Origin of the sequence: Sporosarcina sp. NPDC096371, assembly GCF_044762865.1 — a bacterium.
Lineage (GTDB): Bacteria > Bacillota > Bacilli > Bacillales_A > Planococcaceae > Sporosarcina.
In genome coordinates, this window is record NZ_JBIWFE010000005.1 from 99398 (window position 1) to 119005 (window position 19608).

8 protein-coding genes and 1 riboswitch are annotated in these 19608 nt (G+C 36.7%); of the genes, 4 read left to right on the forward strand and 4 right to left on the reverse strand.

Features of this window, described 5'->3' with window-relative positions; genetic code table 11:
- Positions 1-48: 48 nt before the first annotated feature.
- Positions 49-2631: a DEAD/DEAH box helicase family protein gene (locus ACIQ0H_RS14430; RefSeq protein ID WP_403415983.1), complete on the reverse strand. Its 2583-nt coding sequence runs from the start codon at positions 2629-2631 to the stop codon at positions 49-51.
- Positions 2628-4547: a DNA methyltransferase gene (locus ACIQ0H_RS14435; RefSeq protein ID WP_403415985.1), complete on the reverse strand. Its 1920-nt coding sequence runs from the start codon at positions 4545-4547 to the stop codon at positions 2628-2630. The genes ACIQ0H_RS14430 and ACIQ0H_RS14435 overlap by 4 nt, the downstream gene beginning before the upstream one ends.
- Positions 4548-5097: 550 nt before the next feature.
- Between ACIQ0H_RS14435 and ACIQ0H_RS14440 the strand changes: the two genes are divergently transcribed.
- From ACIQ0H_RS14440 to ACIQ0H_RS14450, 3 genes are all read left to right on the forward strand, one after another.
- Positions 5098-6141: an IS30 family transposase gene (locus ACIQ0H_RS14440; protein ID WP_403416534.1), complete on the forward strand. Its 1044-nt coding sequence runs from the start codon at positions 5098-5100 to the stop codon at positions 6139-6141.
- Between the two features lie 267 nt (positions 6142-6408).
- Positions 6409-8139 carry an ATP-dependent nuclease gene (locus ACIQ0H_RS14445; protein WP_403415988.1) on the forward strand — a complete coding sequence of 577 codons (1731 nt, stop codon included), beginning with the start codon at positions 6409-6411 and terminating at the stop codon, positions 8137-8139.
- A complete protein-coding gene (locus ACIQ0H_RS14450) occupies positions 8103-9671 on the forward strand; it encodes a UvrD-helicase domain-containing protein (RefSeq protein ID WP_403415989.1) in 1569 nt (522 codons plus the stop codon). Before ACIQ0H_RS14445 ends, ACIQ0H_RS14450 begins: the two co-directional genes overlap by 37 nt.
- Positions 9672-10153: 482 nt before the next feature.
- On the opposite strand, the gene ACIQ0H_RS14455 is transcribed toward ACIQ0H_RS14450, so the two are convergent.
- Together ACIQ0H_RS14455 and ACIQ0H_RS14460 are read right to left on the reverse strand one after the other, a co-directional pair.
- Positions 10154-11467 carry a hemolysin family protein gene (locus ACIQ0H_RS14455; protein WP_403415991.1) on the reverse strand — a complete coding sequence of 438 codons (1314 nt, stop codon included), beginning with the start codon at positions 11465-11467 and terminating at the stop codon, positions 10154-10156.
- A 69-nt stretch (positions 11468-11536) separates the two neighbouring features.
- Positions 11537-11875, reverse strand: coding sequence for a MerR family transcriptional regulator (locus ACIQ0H_RS14460; RefSeq protein WP_403415994.1), 339 nt, complete (start codon positions 11873-11875; stop codon positions 11537-11539).
- 667 nt (positions 11876-12542) lie between these two features.
- Positions 12543-12626, forward strand: a riboswitch (cyclic di-GMP riboswitch).
- Between the two features lie 145 nt (positions 12627-12771).
- Between ACIQ0H_RS14460 and ACIQ0H_RS14465 the strand changes: the two genes are divergently transcribed.
- Positions 12772-19272, forward strand: a complete 6501-nt coding sequence (locus ACIQ0H_RS14465; protein WP_403415996.1) for an NPCBM/NEW2 domain-containing protein — start codon at positions 12772-12774, stop codon at positions 19270-19272.
- Positions 19273-19608 lie beyond the last annotated feature (336 nt).

Sequence of the window (19608 nt, forward strand, 5' to 3'; positions counted from 1 at the left end):
AAACTGTTACCCAACAAGGATCTTCCATACTCATGAGAATTTGAACTGTTATTCTACGGCTGCATCCAATAATTTTTCCTTGAAATCCACTTTGAACTCACTTCGTTTTGTGCTGTTTTCTGAATAGAACTTGATGCCAAGAAGACGGACATTCTTATTCTCGCTCAATACTTCAATATCGTCCCGAGTAGATAATGACAAAAGGAAGTCTTCCTTCCATTGATCTGCTTCATGTAACTTGCTGTTCTTCGGTTCCAAAAACACTTGATAGGTGAACTCCTCGTCTTTTAAATACAGAAGGAAGTCAGGCATGAAGCCCCGAACGCCGCCAATCTCGGTTACCTTAACTTTGCGCTCGTTTCGGATGAGGTAAACTTCTTTGTATTTTTCCCGCAAGGTTTCCATATAGTTGTTCAGAAAATCAATCATGTCCCGTTCAAGCCCGTTGACAATTGCCTTATCATAAATGTACCAATCGTGATCCCGCATGGTCCGTTCCCGAACGACTTCGTGCATCGTATTGCCCCGCACCTGATTGACTTCCACGTAGTAATCCTTGATGAGTTCGGCGAAACGCACACCGTAGAAGACCGGTGTACCTTTCATCTTCATATAGTTCAAACGGATTCTGCTTGAAGCTTGTAGCAGGAACTTCTCTATAGCATTCAATTTTTCCACCGGTGTTAAATCATCTGCGGTTAGTCCAATCGGGACAATTAGCGTTATTTTTAAGCCACCGAGGAAATTTTCGCTGACGATGAATTCATCGATGCTTGAAATGCTAGGGACATACTCTTTCAAATTGGCAAAATGATAGAAGGGATTACGCTGAATCGCCTTCTGCAAGAGCCTCCGATCCGCCTTCATTTCCACTGCATGCGTGTGGGATTCCACCGTCTCGCTTTGTGCTCCGTATTGCTTTTCTACAGTCGTTTCATAATCCATTTCGAAATCTGATGACACATTGTAATCCTTGAATGCCTGATATTCGTCCGGTGTCGTCGGAATGACGCGATTGATATAGACTTTTCCGGTTTGATATAGATCAGTTCTTTTGAACTTCGTCTTGATTTTCGCATCGAGACGGGTGCTGCCGTCCTCTTTGATTTGGATTTTCGCGGCTTCTAGAGACTTGTTTAGATTCTGGATGTATGCATTCTCGTTTATAGTGTGGTAGTGTAGCATCTCTATTGCTTTTAGGTCGCTGTCCTCCGTGTCGAACCGGCGTTGGTATGATTTTTTTCCTTCATAGATGAACGGATTGTACCGTGCTCCCCGTCCTATTAGTTGGGCTTCGCTGTCCGTTGTACTCCGAGTACCGCTAGTGCCTTCACTGATTCGTACAATATCGAATAGGTTCAGAACATCCCAACCCTCATTGAGTTTAGCTACCGCAAATATAGTACGGATAGGATTATCCTGTTCTTCAAGCGTATTCAGTAGCAGGGTGTTTTCCTCTGAAAGAAACTTTGAATCGTTCGCATTCAAAATCGTTTCATCTGCAAAGTCCCATTGTAGATCACGGATGAGGGTTACAAGATTAATCCCTTTATAATAGTTAAACATTTTTCCCCAGATGCTTTTTGTGTCGCCGTATATGCCTACTCCTTTGTCGATCGTTATCTCTAGATTTGGCATTGTCAAATTCTCAATCATATCGGTAAATATCCGGTTAGTTTCAAGCGATTTTGCAATCGTGTTTGACTTGAACAGAATGATTGGTTTCAGGTCAATCCCATGATCCTTCGCAATGTATTTACGGTACTGGCTAAGGAGGACTGCATTGAGCATCTTCTGCTCGTCATCCTCGTTCGCTTGCAGCAATATGACATTTTTCGAGTATCCTGATTCCATGAACCGCATCAAGTCATATTGGTAGACAATCCGATTCTGGAGTTTCTCAAACAATAATTCGTTATCAAGATTGAAGGTCGCACTGAATCCCAAAAGCCGGTTCTTTGAATTTAGGGAGAGCAATTTCTCGATGGTCTTCTCCCATGAACGGGTTTCAGCTTCCTGCTTGGTAACCTTTTTTTGATTACGCCTAGTCTCAGCAAAATAGTGGTGAGCCTCATCCGCGAGCATGACGATATTCAAGTCTTCAAGTGTCTCATATGTCAGTCCGTTCTCTTTAGGTTCTGCGAGTTCTCCATGTAACTTCTGGATGCTTGTCACTTGCAGATAGATTGTGTTTGGCGCCGGTTGGTACGGGAACACGTCCACTGTTTGAATGCGGACAGCTTCTCCTTCAAGGACAATTCCAGATGGGTTAAATAGATATTTTTGGGATGCGCTGTTCGTAAGGTTGTCCTTTGTTTTCTTGACGATGGCATCACTGTCGGCAAAGAATAGGAAATTCCGGTATCCATGCTCCTTGTACAGATTCAGAATGCAGGCAGCAAGAACAAGCGTCTTACCAGAACCGGTTGCCATATGAAACAGTTGATGGTTGAACGCGATGTCCGCCTTGTCCGATTGCTGCGTGAACATAAAATGACGCAACGCCTGTTCTTGATAAGGACGCAATTCATGGTTTAGGTTGTCCGGCACATATTGCGGAATGTCCGGCGGCGATACGAATATCTTGCTGAATTCATCTTCTATCTGGGCGTGGAGGATCTCACGGCTCACTCTTCTTCACCATCCTTTTCATAGAAAGATTGATTGAATGCCTTAACGTTCTCCGGTACGTTGAATTTAGAGTCGTCAATCTCGGAATAGTTCAGATAGAGTTGGTTTGCGTCTAACACTTCAATCAATAGACGTTTCTTTTCATCGAGAGATAATTCAGCAAAGCCGTTGTTCTCATTTGTGATTTTGCCCATGTCCGCTTTGAAATTCAGATAGGCGGATTCATTCAACTGTTCCATCACAAGGTTCAATTCCATATCATCATCGGCTTTCTCAATAAGACAGACATATTGCATATTCAATTCCTGTAATTCAGCATAGATAAAACTGCCGCCGCCTTTCCAATTGACATCTTTGGAGATTCCGCCTTGTTCCCCCTCAATCACTTTTTGCAAGCGAGGAATTGAGACACTTTCGATATAGTCCATTTGCTCAATTCCGATAAATTGTCGATTCATCTTCATTGAAGCTGCTAGTGTAGTGGCAGAACCCATGAAGAAATCCAATACTATATCATTTTCGTCAGTCGCTAGTTGGATCGCTCTGCTTACTAAATCTTCTGGCTTAGGGTTATCGAACACGACTTTGTCGAATAACTTTTGTTGATGCTTCGTTCCATCGGTTGTTGTGCTTGTTTCATGCCAGACAATAGAGTCGGCATGAACATCTTTCCAAAGAGTTGTAGCGGCTTTCCCTTTGTTTTGATCCTGCGCATCCGTCAAGTAGACTTTCAATTGTGGTTTGGTCAGACCTTTAACACCAAACCGTATTCTTTTGTCGGCCAGAAATGTTTTATAATCGGCTTGAGTAGTTCTCCAACACCTACCTTCAGGGGGAGAATAGACTTCTCCTGTATTTGGGTTTTCAATAGGGTATTGAAGATTTTTTCTCACGTTAGGCGCATCGAAAGGTTCAATTTTATATTTACCTCTACCGTCGTTGTCATCCAAATCAAAACTATCAACGTCTAAAAATAATCTAAATTCATTCTTGTTGATCTGATTTTTGTTCTTAGCATATGTTAATACATGGTTGCTAGATACAGAGATGAGTCCATCACTAGATACGGATTTTCTCGATTGCCATGTAATATCTGCAATGAAGTTTTCGATGCCGAATATGCTGTCTGTTAGGACCTTCAAATAATGAGCACCTTCGGAAGAGATTGTGATATAAATTATTCCTTTTTCATCCATAAGTTCTTTTGCTACTTCTAATCTATTTCTCATGAAAACCAGCCAAGAGGAAAGTTTGAAATTCGAGTTATAAGCAAAAGTATCAGCAGGTTTTTGATCAATGAAATAATAAGGTGGATCAATGAATACCGCCTTGACCATCCCGGCATAACGCTCTTTCAAGGTATGCAAAGCAATAAGGTTGTTCCCTTTGATAATTAAGTTGTCTTTCTCGTCAATCCCAGTGATTTCATGCTCGCCTTGTTCATCGAATTTCTTCAAGTTTGTCAGCACTTTCGGCGACAGCATGACGTCGATTTCTTCTCGAGCCAACACATTATGATAGTAGACTTCTTTCTTCCCGACATCCTCTTTTGTCATGCCCCCTTCAAGGATGCAATCCTTGTATGGAAAATCCAAAACGACATCGGAATCGTACCGTAAATATTTACCTTCGCTCGATAGCCCGATTTCGTTGCTGAACCGGGTGTAGCTGTTTTCCCAATAATTCTTGGAGCGCAACATTGACACAAATTCATCCGCCTTGAAGATCAATCCGTCCTCTATTTGAAGAGAATAGGCATCTTTAATTTCCATGTTGGCAAACAGGGCTTTCATTAAGTCAGGGCGGTAATGCCGAAGATCCTCTATTACCTTTGATTTCTTCAAACCTTCTTCTTCCCAATACTCTGGAAACGTGAACAGTACCTTTTTTATTTCTGCTAATAACTTTGTATCCATACTTTTAACCTCTATTCTTTCAATAATGATTGCTATAGTGAATGGGATGTTGCTTCTAAATTATAGCATTGCTATGCAGAAGTAAAAGGGGGATTGGGAATGAAGTAAGGAGATAAGGAAGGAGTAGATCGTTTTTTTTCAAATATCGAAGGTAGCAGATAACGAAACAAGACTGCCTTTGAAATGTAGTGTTTTGAATTAAGAGGCATATGACCAAAAGATTAAGTAGCTATTTTATGTATTACTTGTGGGAGTATTCAATATTAAACTAATTTAGTTTTGACTTTTTATTAGTCATATTCATTTTAAAGCTTTAGATTTTCTTGCTCATTGATAAATTTTTGATTGCTACTTTGATCAATGTCGTATGCTTTGAGAGAAAACCGTCGCCTAATCCCATCAATTAAGGTAGATGGTTTACTTTTTTAATACTTTTTATAATGAGGCTAGTTGTACAATCAACTTAGCCACAGAAATTCAGACAAAAAAATGCCATTATAAAATTTCGTGTATCATTGAAGTTAGCAGACTAACAATGAGAGGAAGTTTTATAATGGCACACCTACAGAATACCATACAAAAACGTAATTTTAAACACCTCACTTCTTTTGAGCGTGGAATGATTTCTGCGCTGCACAAAGAAGGACATTCTAATCGGGAAATCGCTAGACGCTTAGAACGCGCTCATCAAACGATTGCGAATGAACTTAAGCGTGGAACAACGACACAACTTAAGACCGGCAGACAGCCTTACACAGCCTACTTCCCCGAGACAGGACAGGCTGTCTATGAACAGAATAGAAAAAAATGTGATGCGAAAAGTAAATTGCTGAAAGCCATCGAATTTGTTGATTTTGCTTGCGGAAAAATCATGAATCAAGGCTGGTCACCGGATGCAGTCGTTGGATTTTCGAAACAACAAAACGATTGGAAAGACAAGCCTATGGTGTCCACCAAAACCCTTTATAACTACATTGATCAGTGCTTATTAAGCGTTCGAAATATTGATTTATCCATGAAGACAAGGCTGAGCACGAAGACTAAGCGCGTTCGAAAACATCATCGTGTCTTAGGGACAAGTATTGCCAAACGTCCACTTGAAATCGAAGACAGAGAGGAATTCGGTCACTGGAAGATTGACACCGTAGAAGGTAAGAAATCCGATGACAACGCACTACTTACCATCATTGAACGTAAAACTAGATTCTATTACGCAATCAAGATTGATGAACAAGATCATGACTCAGTTGATCACGGTATAAAGCAATTACAGAACTTTTGCGGCGAAGCCTTCCCGCAGATATTCAAGACAATTACTTCTGACAATGGAAGTGAGTTCTCCATCTTATCGGTAAGTTTAGAAGGCATCACAGATGTCTATTTCGCTAGACCCTATGCATCTCATGAAAGAGGCTCCAATGAGCGTCATAACGGTTTTATTAGACGCTACATCCCCAAAGGAAAAGCAATTTCAGATTACTCTAGGCATACAATCCAACGCATTTATCAGACGCTCAATAATCTACCGAGAAAGATTCTAAACTATCAACAACCAGCAGCTGTTTTTGAACAAGAGTTAGCTAAACTAGCCTAATCTTATACATTCAAAATCAAGGTCAAAACCGACTTTCAAGGGTTGATAAAAGACACGTATTTTAATAAATATACGGAGTTTTATCTAAGTGGCTAAGTTAATATTGCAATTTAGGCTTTTTATAATGATGTAGGGTACCTGAAATGTATATATCGAAAATTCAGTCGAGAATTTGGTGAATGAATGTTACTATATATAGATGTAAATCATTTACTTTGGTAGCCGATATATTTGTTCTTTATCAATTTGCGGAAGTGAGGGAATATTATGATTCTCAAACAGTTGACTGTAAAGAATTTCAGGAACTTTGAAGATGTAGATATAGAATTAACTAATCGTAATATTGTATTTGGACTTAATGATATAGGGAAAAGTAATTTCCTAGCTGCTCTACGTTTTTTACTAGACAGGAACTTTAGAAAAAATGGTTTTGTAGATTCAGATTTCTACAATAAAGATACAGCTGATGAAATCGTTATTACTCTTAAAATAGTTATCACTGATGATGAAGATAATGATGATAACAAGAAAATTTTCACGATGATGCGTGGGGCTATTTCTTCAGGTGCTGAAGAAATCTACATTCAGCTAAGGGCAGTATATGATGATGAAGCTTTAATGGGGCACCCCAAACTTTTTTGGGGCGTGGATTTAGAAAATTTAGAGGAAATACCTAGTAGTCAATCATTTTTTGAATTGGATAAATACTTTAATGTGGTTTACATAGATTCTTCAATACAACTAGAGGATACATTCAAAAGATATTCAAGAGAAATATTAAAAGGTGAATCTAGTTTAAGCGGGGAAGAAAGACAAGTACTTAACACACATATTAGAAATCTGAACAAGAGTGTAGGGAAGTTGAAGACTATTAAGACGTTTGAAAAAGAACTGATTGATGAATATAAAAAATTTAAAAATGATAAGAAGTTCAAAGTATCTATTCAATCTGAAATTGAATTAAGTAATATTCATAGTAAACTCAGACCATATATTCTTGATGAAAAACTTGAAAATTATCCGACGTCTGGTGATGGCAGGAAGAAAATTCTCGCATATACACTTCTCACACTTGAAAATAGAAGGTTAGAGGAGAAAAAAATAAATATATTTCTAATCGAGGAGTTAGAGAATCATTTACATAGATCAATGCAGATAGCATTGTCGTATCAAATTTTTTCTGATGATATATTTAAATATTTATTTATGACGACTCACTCTTCATTAATTGTAAGTCAAATGGACGATGTTAACCTTATAAAATTGTTCAAAGAGAAAATAGTGATTGGGAAATCTTTTGTATATAAAGTTCCACAGGTTTATAAAACCTTAAAACATAAATTAAATCAAAATTTAGCTGAAGCAATATATGCTGATGTAGTATTACTAGTTGAGGGACCATCGGAGAAGATACTATTTGAACGAATACTAAAAGATAAGTGTGAACGTTATGAGAGTTTAGGTGGTTATATTCTTGAAGTAGATGGTATCAATTTCAAAGAATATTACACAGTATTAACAGCTCTTGGTATTAATGTGATAATTAAAACTGATAATGATTTGAAAAAAGTATACAAAAAAAATGAATACAATCTTTTGGGGATAAATAGATGTCAAAGACTAATTAAACGCAGGGAATTTCCTAATTTTGATAATATCGACCCTGCGAAATACGATAAAGATTTAAGTTACGTAATTGAAAGAAAGGAATTTGTCTTTAGTAAAATACCTAAAACAATAGAAAGACTGAAAGAAAACAATATTTATTTATCTAGAGTAGATTTAGAGAATGATTTGTATGAAGCTATTCCAAAAGTCATGGACAAATTATCAAGTGATAATAACAGTAAAAAAAGTGGTGTTGATTATTTACAAACTAAAAAGCTTGTTAACATGATTGAATTAAGTATTGGGATGAATAAAAGTGTGGTAGACAAGATTTATAATCATGAAAGATTTGAGTGTCTGAAAAAGTTGGTGGATATATGCTACCGTTAGATAAAGATAGTAGGAATGAGATACTCGCTACTAAAGGAAATATAGTCATAGGTGCTAGTGCAGGGACGGGAAAAACATACACAACTATACAAAGAATTATTAAAGATTCAGAGGAAAGTACGGGTCACCAAACATATGCAGCAATTACATTTACACGAAAGGCAGCAAAAGAAATTATTAATAGACTTGGTCCTAAAAAAGGAGAAGGATTTGTTGGAACTAATGATAATTTTATTAGGTTAGAGATTATTCAACCCTTTATGTATGATGCGTACGGAATAGAGTTCAAGAAAGAAATAAAACCAGACTTTAATATTGAAAATCAAATAATAACTTTTACGGATGGTATAGAAAAAATCAGGAATACTCAATTAATGTGTAAATATGATGATGCAGAAAAGAATTTTGCGTTTCAGTTGGCGTTAAATATCCTTATTCGTTCCCACTCTGCAAGAAGATATTTAAGGGCTAAGTATTATCGCATCTACATAGATGAGTATCAAGATAGTGACAAAGATATGCATAATTTATTTATGTATCTTTGCGATGAACTTGATATTCCACTGTTTATCGTTGGAGATGATAAACAATCTATATACGGTTGGCGTGGAGCATATAAAGAGGGATTTAATCAGCTATTTACTAAAATAAACTATAAGTCATTTGAACTATGGCATAATTTCAGGTCGAATAAAGTTATTCAAAATTACTCAAATTTATTTATGGACAGTGTGAGAAAATACTATCAGCAGACTGAATTTAATAATGAAATAATCGCTTATAAGTATAGTTCTGATAGTGATGCTGTTAACTATATTAAAGAGTGGATTGATATAGACAAGAAGTGTGCCTTTTTAAATTTCAGTAATCCTAACGCAGAGAAGTGGAGTAATAAATTACAATCCTTTGATCTTCAATTTGTCTTTATTCCAGCATCACCTTTAGACAATTCTAGTCTTGAAAGTGAGCATATATGGATAGCAAGAGCTATAGCTCATTATATATTACAGTGGAGATATAGTGAGTATGACTTTATGGATGAAATACCAATGCCGGAAGCTTATAGGATCTTCGAATTAAGGAAGTTGTTAGAACAAATAAAAGAGTATCAGCTTAATTATCAGAAATATGAAGAGAACTGCATTAATTTGTATAAATACCTTGGATATAGTGAAAATACAGATAAAATCAAGAAGGAAATAGAAAAGTTATTTGAAGTAGTAAATGACGATAAATATATACCTACTTATAATCAAGATAGTTATAAATTAACTTCTGGCACAATACATTCATCTAAAGGTCTTGAATTTGAGCAAGTAATAATTAATGCTCAAGATTTTAACTTAACAAGGGAAGAGGTAACATACCTACATTACGTAGCTATCTCTAGGCCAGAAGAAAGATTATTAATTATTGCACCAAGTGACTACCTTATGGATAGATATAAGGGATATGTCAATGACGCAATCTCTATAACCCGAAAAATGGGGATTGAAATTGAGGCGGAAAAGGTAATTAGTTTTATTGATTGAGATATTAATATTTAACATATTAGGTTTTCTGTGAAATAAAACATGGCAATGGCAGCCAGTAAATGCTGGTTAATAAGAAATAATATAATTATAGTTCTTAATCTTAATAATACCATCGCATGCACTAGGTATTATATTAATATTGCTCCCCGCAACTTATTTTTTGTCAAACGTAGTCAAAAACGTAGTCAATCAATGTTTGTAGTCTCTACAAACCCTTATAAACGCTGCTATTACAGCACTTTTAGAAGATGTTGGTTCGACTCCCGCCGCTTCCATATTAAGACATGGTGCAAATGCAGACGTATCTGTGATTTTAAGTATATCTTTGCAGCCTTGGGAAGGATGTACTTAAAATGATTCCACGCATTTGGTAATCAAAAAGACGACTTTACATTCAAATTCGAATGTAAAGTCGTCCTTTTTAGAAAGTCATTAAAAAGCGTAAGTTTTCACTGGACTCCTGATAGTTTTCCTCTTTTTCAAGAATGAATAGTCACTTCGTTTTTCCGAATTTCGATATAGCGTATTTGATGCCCGTCTAGCTCTTTGATGATAAAAAGGAAGCCATCTTGCTCAATTTCATCTCCTTCTTTGAGGTCGTAATTCTGCGACAAGCACCATCCGCCAATCATATCCGCAGTATCATTATTTATTGAAGTTCCGAGTAGATGATTGATTTCTTCTATCAATACTTTACCGCTGACAACATAATGATCTTCTGAAATTCTTGTGATTTCTGCAATCTCATCTGCATCAAATTCATCGTGTATATCCCCGACAATTTCTTCAAGGATGTCTTCGATTGTTACCAATCCAGCCGTACCGCCATATTCATCGATTACAAGCGATAATTGGGACCGCTCTTTTTGCATTCTTTTTAGAACTTCATCAATGGCCAATGTTTCGATTACCACTGGTATCGGATGCAACAAGTCTTTAACAGAGAATGACACTAAAGACGAGCGATCTCCGAGCGTAAAGTATAGTAAATCCTTACTGTTGATAAAACCAATGATATTATCGATATCACCCTCGTAAATCGGGTAACGTGTATATCTTTCCTCTTGGATTGTATAGGAGACTTCATCGAAAGAAACATCTGAGGAGAACGTTACCATTTCAGTCCGTGGCACCATAATCTCTTTTGCAATTCGGTTGTCGAATTCGAACATTTTGTTAACATAGTCCAGTTCGGACTGGTTAATTTCTCCGCTTTTAAAACTGTCTGACAAAATAAGCCGTAACTCCTCTTCAGTATGAGCACCTTCGTGTTCTGATGCTGATTTAAAGCCGAATAGACCTATGAGCAAACGAGCTGAGCCATTCAACACAAAGATAAAGGGAAACATTAGCTTATAGAACCACATGATTGGTCTAGAAAAAAGCAATGTCAGTGCTTCTGCTTTTTGGATGGCTATTGTCTTCGGTGCAAGTTCCCCCACAACAACATGTAGGAAAGTGATGAAGACAAAGGCAATGACAAAGGAAAGTATCTGAGAAACGGATGGATCTACATCGAACTTTTCAAACAGTGGATGTAGCATGGTCTCGACGGTTGGTTCACCGAGCCACCCAAGCCCTAAAGCGGTAATGGTAATTCCTAATTGGCAAGCAGAGAGATACTCGTCCAAATGTGTGGTTACATGCTTTGCAGATATCGCACCTTTTCGTCCTTCTGCAACGAGTTGATCAATTTTTGAGCTTCTAACTTTTACTAATGCAAATTCTGTTGCTACAAAGAAAGCTGTCAAAGCAATCAGTACTGCGACTAATACTAAATTTAATATTTCCACTATGTCAACCTTTCATCAGGCAAGGTTTCTACCTCCTGAATTAATTATTTATTACTTCAGCGTGTTGGATTATACAAGTAATTGTAATAAAGCTTGAATTACAGGCAGCGTGTCATGAGCAATGCTCTCCTTAATTGAAGAGTTTTCCTGATCAGTTCGTTCCAATAAAACCAAAAGTTCCTGAAGATCATTTTTTATTAGTTGTGCTTTCTCCAGCACCTGCTCGCTAGAATCAAGAAACGTCAGCTTTTCTTTAATTTCTTCTAGTGAGAAACCTTGTCCCTGCAAATGCGAAATCTTATTTAACTGCTCAACATCAGACAGTTCAAAAATGCGATAGCCTGTATCGGAACGTGATGGTTTTAAAAGATCCAAGTTTGTATAATAATCGATTGTTCGTTTGGACACTCCAGCAATATCGGCTAATTCTCCAATTTTTAGTTTATCCTTCCCAATTGTCCCGCCTCCAAACTATCACGTGATGGTTTTAGTGTAGCATTTTCAAGAAACAATAAACAAATATTGAATGAACAATCTTCTGTATTTTTGAAAAGGTGTTCAATAAATGTACAAATTTTTTATGGGAAGTCCTAAAAATAAGGCGCCTAAGCTATTTGCGATACTATGTACTTTTATTTTGCACTATACAGCCAAGTATATACAGACGAATTGGAAAGGGCATCGGAAAATCTCCATATCTTAGTTAGTAGTATTCTACTATACCTAAATATTATTGCCTAACTAAGTGTAGTGTAGCCTGTCCTACTTATGAATTTCTTCGGGACGACGGGTGGCGTCTTGAAACGGACTCAACTTTTTTATGTCCAAAATATTTACATAAATCCATTTAAGTCATTATGAATTTATAATGAAATTCTTTGTAAAATGCTTATTTGCATGCATTATTACTTATTTATTAACAATATGTGGGTTTTTGTTAGGTGTTTTATATTAAAAAAGTTAGTTATTTATGGAAAATGGTATTTTATCTGCATTCTCATTGTTGGAAGTGATAAGTAAATAGTCCAAAATATTCTTGGAGGCAAAATTTTAATATGCTATTGTATGAAGTGTTAAATTGAATAGGCAAACCTAGGGAAATCTGGGGACGCAAAGCTACAGGGACTACGGTTTAATACTATGTCAGCCAGTTGCCAAAGAGTACATTTTACTTTTTGTTATTATAAAGTCGCGTAAAAAAAGCAATAATCTTTTATGTAAACTTTATAAAAATAGAAGCTACTCTTTTTTAGAGTAGCTTTTTATGTGCTTCTTTGGAAATAATCCATTGGGAGGAAATGAATATGAAAGTAGTTAAAATTGTAACAGCTGCGGCTATGACGTTAAGTTTCGTCAGTGCGCCACTCAATGTATTAGCAGATCAACATCAACATCGGAAAGTGGTAACAACTCTCATTGAAAAGAGTATGGAACAAGCAGGGAATGCTACTGTTAGTAAGTTTAGTTTATATGGCAATGATTTGTTACATGCTTACAATGAAACGTTTAAAATGGCGAACGACAATATCACATCCATAACTAATAATGGTGGAAATTATGCTGGTTCTCCTCTTGATAAAGCAATCGATGGGGATATGAATACCCATTGGGAAACAGGGAAAGCGAATCATGCAACCTTCACGAATGAGGTTGTGTTTCATTTCAATGAAACAACTTCATTAAATCGCATTGTCTATGCCGCGCGTCAAGCTGGCGCGAAAGGTAAGGGCTTTGCACAAGCATTTGAAATCTACGGTTCAACGACAGATACAGGTGATGACTTTACAGTAGTGTCTTCTGGTGACTATAAAGGTTCTACAGGAGATATCATTGAAATCCAATTTAAACCGACAGAATTTAAACGTTTAAAGTTTGTCTATAAAAAAGCCGACCAAGATTGGGCGAGTGCTTCAGAGTTCCTATTCTATAAAGAAGACACGGTTTCTAGTCAAATGGAGAACTTATTTACGGATAAAAATAAAAATCAGGTTTCAGAAAAATTTAATACAGTAGAAAAATTAACAGCTTTAGAGGAGAGTGTGAAATCACATCCTTTGTATGCAATGTTTAAAGAAGATATTGAGAATGCATTCGTATTAATAAAACAAGAAGATATTGAAGCTACTGAAGCGACAACAAAACCATTTGAGCATTATTCTAATGAGGACTATTCTACGTTATTTAGAATGGATAAAGAAAACATTCGAAATGTCCGCAATAATGCTGGCCACTACGGCGGTGCTATCATTGGAAATGTTGTTGATCGAAACTTAGATACATATTGGGAAACGAACAAAAGTAATGCAGCTGATTTCTCAAATGAAGTGGAAGTAACATTCAAAGAAGCAGTTACATTAAATCGGATTATGTATGGGGCAAGAGCGTCTGACCGTAAAGGGTTTGCTGAAGAGTTCGAAATCTATGCCTCTCAGACTTCTACAGGGGATACCTATCAACTAGTCTCGACAGGTCAACATAACATGGTCGCTGGCTTAGTAGAAGCAAAATTTGAACCTACTCATTTTAAGCGAATCAAATTTAAGTTCAAAAAATCAAATCAAAACTGGGCATCTTTATCGGAATTAGCGTTCTATAAAGAAGATGTGTTAGCCGACAAGATGGCGAATTTATTTACTGATGACAATCAAAATAAAGTATCAGAGCCATTTAATACATTAGAAAAATTAGAAGCGTTAGAGCAAAGTGTTCAATCGCATCCTTTGTATGAAGAAGAGTTTAAAGAAAATCTAAAAAATGCAAAAGCATTAATTGAGCAAGAAGATATTGAAGCAACTGAAGCGACAACAAAACCATTTGAGCATTATTCTAATGAGGACTATTCTAAGTTATTTAGAATGGATAAAGAAAACATTCAAAGTGTCCGTAATAATGCTGGTCACTATGGCGGTGCTGCCATTGGAAATGTTGTTGATGGAAACTTAGATACATATTGGGAAACGAACAAAAGTAATGCAGCAGATTTCTCAAATGAAGTAGAAGTAACATTCCAAGAAGCAGTTGAATTAAATCGGATTATGTATGGGGCGAGACCGTCTGACCGTAAAGGGTTTGCTGAAGAGTTCGAGATTTATGCATCTCAGACTTCTACAGGTGATACCTATCAACTAGTCTCAACAGGTCAACATAACATGGTTGCTGGTTTAGTGGAAGCTAAATTCAAACCTACTACATTTAAACGAGTTAAATTTAAGTTCAAGAAATCAAATCAAAACTGGGCAACTTTATCGGAATTAGCCTTTTATAAGGAAGATGTTCTAGCAGAGCAAATAAACGATCTATTTACGAATGGTTTAATGAATGAATTGAAGCCGGAGTTTGCTTCAATGAGCATAATCCATCAGTTAGAGGCGGAAGTTGCTAAACATCCATTAAGGGAACAATTACAAGAAAGTGTAAATATCGCAAAAGATGTACTAAACAATGTAAATGAGGCTAATGAAGTAATCGTAACGGCATCTCAGCGAGGAAACTCTACTACAGAAGCAAGAGAGCATCAGATTGCAAGAACATCATTCTCTCTAGAAACATTTGCTAGATATGTGGTGCCTGGTGAAACCATTCAAATATTTGTTGATGCTGATGAAAAAGGTGTGATGCCTAACTTAGTTTTAGGTCAAATCGCTGATGATAAAAACGGTTGGCATAGACGATATTCATTGCATCCAGGTTTAAATACGATAACTGCTCCTTCTTATGAAAATATGAAACCGGCAGTTATTTATGTAGAAAATGCTGCTTTACCAAGCGAGCAAGCTTATGCTCCTAAAGTAAGGCTAATAGGTGGGACAGCTTTCCCTGTTTACGATCATGGAAAAACAGATCCTGCGGAGTATGAAAGAGAATTAGAAGAATATGTGGCGAAAATTAGTGTAGACGATAATGACTTTGCGAATGGTAAAGCTAAAGACGTCGTATATAACGTTACAGAACTCATTTCTGAAAACAATACAATCTCTACAAGTGCTGCTGGTGCGCTAAAAGGTATACAGGAACTTGAAGGGACAGGGAAAACAGTTTCCGATACGATGGATGAATGGGAAATTATGTGGACTGAATTCCAAAAAGTAAGTGGATACAAAGAAAATGAGCAAAGCTTTAATGCAAAGTTTACGTCACGCGTATTTACAAAAGGTCCTTATGGTTGGTCTGATTGGGGATATACGGGATATAACGGGGGGAACTCACCTAGAAGAGATGGTGGATTCTTCAAACAAATCGTTAAACCATTTAGTGTTCCTGGTAACGATGGTTGGGCTTATTATCATGAATGGGCTCATAATATCAATAACTCCACAATGGAACATACTGAGGTAACGAACAATATCTATTCTGTGATCATGAGAAAGATCTTTAATAACAGTACAGATGATAGAGTAGATTGGAATTCATTGTATAAAAGGTTTGCGGGAGAAAAAGTGAATCATGGGTACTGGACTTACTTAGGAGTACTTGAGCAAGTACAATATTACTACGGAGAAGATAGTTATGGTAAGGCTTCTCGAATTGCTCGAACAAACCCTGATGGTGTTATGGATGGTTTAGGAAGCAACCTACAAAGGTTAGTTATAGGTTTATCTTTAGCGACTGAAACAGATTTAACAGCATTCTTCGAAGACTGGGGATATGTAACGGCTACTGACAAGATGAAAGAAAAGGTAGCTCATTTACCTAAACCAGATGTTAAGTTAGAGTACATGCATAGTTTAGGACGTAGCTATGAAGGTGCTGGCTTCTCAAAAGATGCACAAGTACTTGTAAAATCTCTAACAGCTGATAAAGAAAAGAATGAGATTACATTAACATATGACATAGATATAGCTAATAAGGATGCATCGATGGGTTATGAAATACTTCGAGATGGTGAAGTAGTTGGATATACGACTAGCACTTCATTTGTCGATAAAAATGTAGATACGAATGGTTCTTATATTTATGAAATCGTTGCTTATGATAAAAAGTTAAAGCGTTTAAAACCGGTTGAAGTGAAATCGCAGCAGCCAAGATTATCTGTAGAGGAACATCTAACGCTTAAATTACATCAAGAATTCAATCCTATGAATTTTGTAAAAGCATCGTCGTATCAAGGGAATGATATAACAGAAGATGTTATTATAAAATCAAATAATGTAGATGTTACAAAAAAAGGTGACTATGAAATTGTTTACGAAGTGAAGAATGCGAAAATTACACAAACAAAAACGACAAAAATTACCGTGGTTAGTGATTTTGCATATATCTCCGATATGGATGCTAAACAAGCGAACATTGCATGGGGGGGATTGAAGAAAGACTTAGCACCTGCTGGTAGTGCTATTACACTTGTTAGACAAGGATTAGATGCTACCTATTCAAAAGGTATAGGTGCACATGCGAATTCAGAAGTTGTTTATGACATCGATGGAAAAGGCTTTGATTTCTTTGAAAGTTCTATCGGAATCGACCAAGCGGTGAAAGGAAGGCCTTCATCTGCAACGTTTGAAGTGTGGGTTGATGGTGAGAAGAAATTTAGTAGTGATGTTTTCAAAGCGGATACAGAACGTGAATTTGTAAAGGTTCCTGTCACAGGTGCAAAAGAAGTTAAACTAATAACAACTGATGCCAAAAATAATGGTAATGCATCTGACCATACAGTATGGGCGGATGCGAAGTTTACAATCGATTCTAGTAAACCAATATTAACTGTGTCTGAGGAGCTTACATTCGTGAAGTTAAACAGTGACTTCGATGTACTACAAGATGTTGAAGCATTTGATGCAGAAGATGGTAATCTAATCGAACAAGTAAAAGTAACAACTAATGGTTTTGATATTAATAAAACAGGAACGTACACGGTAGAGTACACTGTCATTGATAGCGATGATAACATAGTTACAAAATCGAGAGAGATCTATGTATACAGTGATGCTACATTCGCAAGTGATACAAATTGGAATTCTGCACAAACTGCATGGAAAACGGTAAACAAAGATAAGGCTTCAGTTGGTGAATCTATCAAATTACTTGTTAATGGGGAAACAAAAGAATTTGCCAAAGGTATTGGTACGCACGCAAGCTCTGAAATTGTTTACGATCTTGAAGGCAGAAATTATGATTATTTCGAAACGCTAGTAGGTGTAGATAGAAATATTGTAGCAAATAATAAATCGAGCGTTACATTTAAAATTTTAGCTGATGGCGAAGAAGTCTATAACAGCGGTGTTATGAATTATAATACAGAAGCTAAATTAGTGAGACTTCCAGTTAAGGACGTTAAAAATCTAACACTTATTGCAAGTGATTCTGGTAACGGCAATGAATCAGATCACGCCGACTTTGCGGATGCGAAGTTCTATATTTCAAACGGACTTCCTCAGCTGACAATCCCTAAATCGACGGCAACTAAAGTAGGGGCTCCTATTGACATCAACGAGCAATATAGTGCAACTGATGCAGAAGATGGCGATTTAACGGCCGCTGTACAAGTAAACGGAGCAGAACAAGTAAACTTCGATCGAGCTGGTAAGTATGAAATTACTTACACTGTCACAGATAGCGACGGCAATGAAATCACGAAAAAACGAACAATTTCTGTCGTAAATATGGACGATTATCATTACCTATCAGATTTCGATTGGAAATCTACTCAAAACAGCTATACCGTTCCTACGAAAGATATCTCTATTAGCGCTAAAACTTTACGTTTAACAGCAGAAGATGGCATTGAAGTAGCTTACGAAAAAGGTATTGGTGCACATTCTAATTCAACAATCGTCTATGATTTAACGGATAAAGACGCTGATTACTTTACTTCATTTGTTGGTGTAGACCGCCAAATGTATGGTAGTGTTGGCTCCGTTGTATTTCAAGTGTATGTTGATGGAGAGATGCAATTCGACAGTGGCTTAATGAACTCTAGAGATCCTCAAAAGTTCGTTGAAGTGAATATTAGTGGTGCTCAAGAATTAAAGTTAGTCGTTACTGACGGTGGTAATGGAAATGGTTCTGACCATGCGACATGGGGAGATGCTAAACTACATTTTGCTAACGCAGATCGAGTTTTTATACAGGATTTAGAAGCTACAATTGAAGAAGCGAAAGCAATCAATGTTGAAGACTATACGCCAGAAGCTGTAGTTGCGCTACAAGCAAGTATTAAAAAGGCAGAAGAAATTATAGCTGACAAGCACGCTACACAAACAGCTATTGATCAAGCTGTCGAGCTGCTTCAACAAGCAATAGACGCATTAGTAGTCATCGATTTAAGTCAAGTTATATCAGTGTCAGATAAAGATTTAAGCATGTATATTAAACAAACGCTAGGGATTACTGATGAAATAACACTTGGTGATATGTATAAACTGACAAGCCTATCTGCTGTTGGTACTCGAACAGAAAGAATTACTAATCTTGAAGGCTTACAATATGCAAAAAACCTAGTGACATTGGATATCTCGGGGAATGAAGTGACAGATTTCTCACCACTACAAGGGTTAGAGAAATTAGAAAATCTGAATGCTAATCCTCAAATAATTGAAATGCCTTCCCCACCTGGACAGAACTCTATATTCGATGTAGAGAACCTAGTAAAAGGTTTGGATGGAAAACATGTGAACCCTACTCAAATTGCGTTTAGACATAATCAAACGTTTAAAGAAGTAGTCGTAAATGTTGATCAACTAGAAGCAAATGCAGACCAATTTTCGATTGATCTTACAGAAGAGGATAAAGGTGTTTACACGCTAGTAATGGTTTATGAAGTAGAGGGTAACTTCATTCAAATCATTTCAATAATCGATAATCATTAATATGTTTTAGAATCGTTTACCCTAATGAAAAACTATATAAAAAGAAGACAGGACTGCTCAATAAAGTCCTAAAATGAAAAAACTATTCTGACCCAATAAAGTTAGGAATAGTCTGTTAATTAACTTCTAAGGCCTAAGTTCGGTATTCCACCGGGCTTAGGTCTTTTGTTTTCATAATGATCAATCCGGTAGGCGAATTGCACAGTAGATAAAGACCAATAGCAAGGACGACATCTCACCGCCATCGGAATACCCTGTTACTGTAATCATTATGTGGGTAGCCAGCCTGCACTTACTTTAGCCAATGGAGTTGATGAGGTTCGAAAAGTGGTGGGG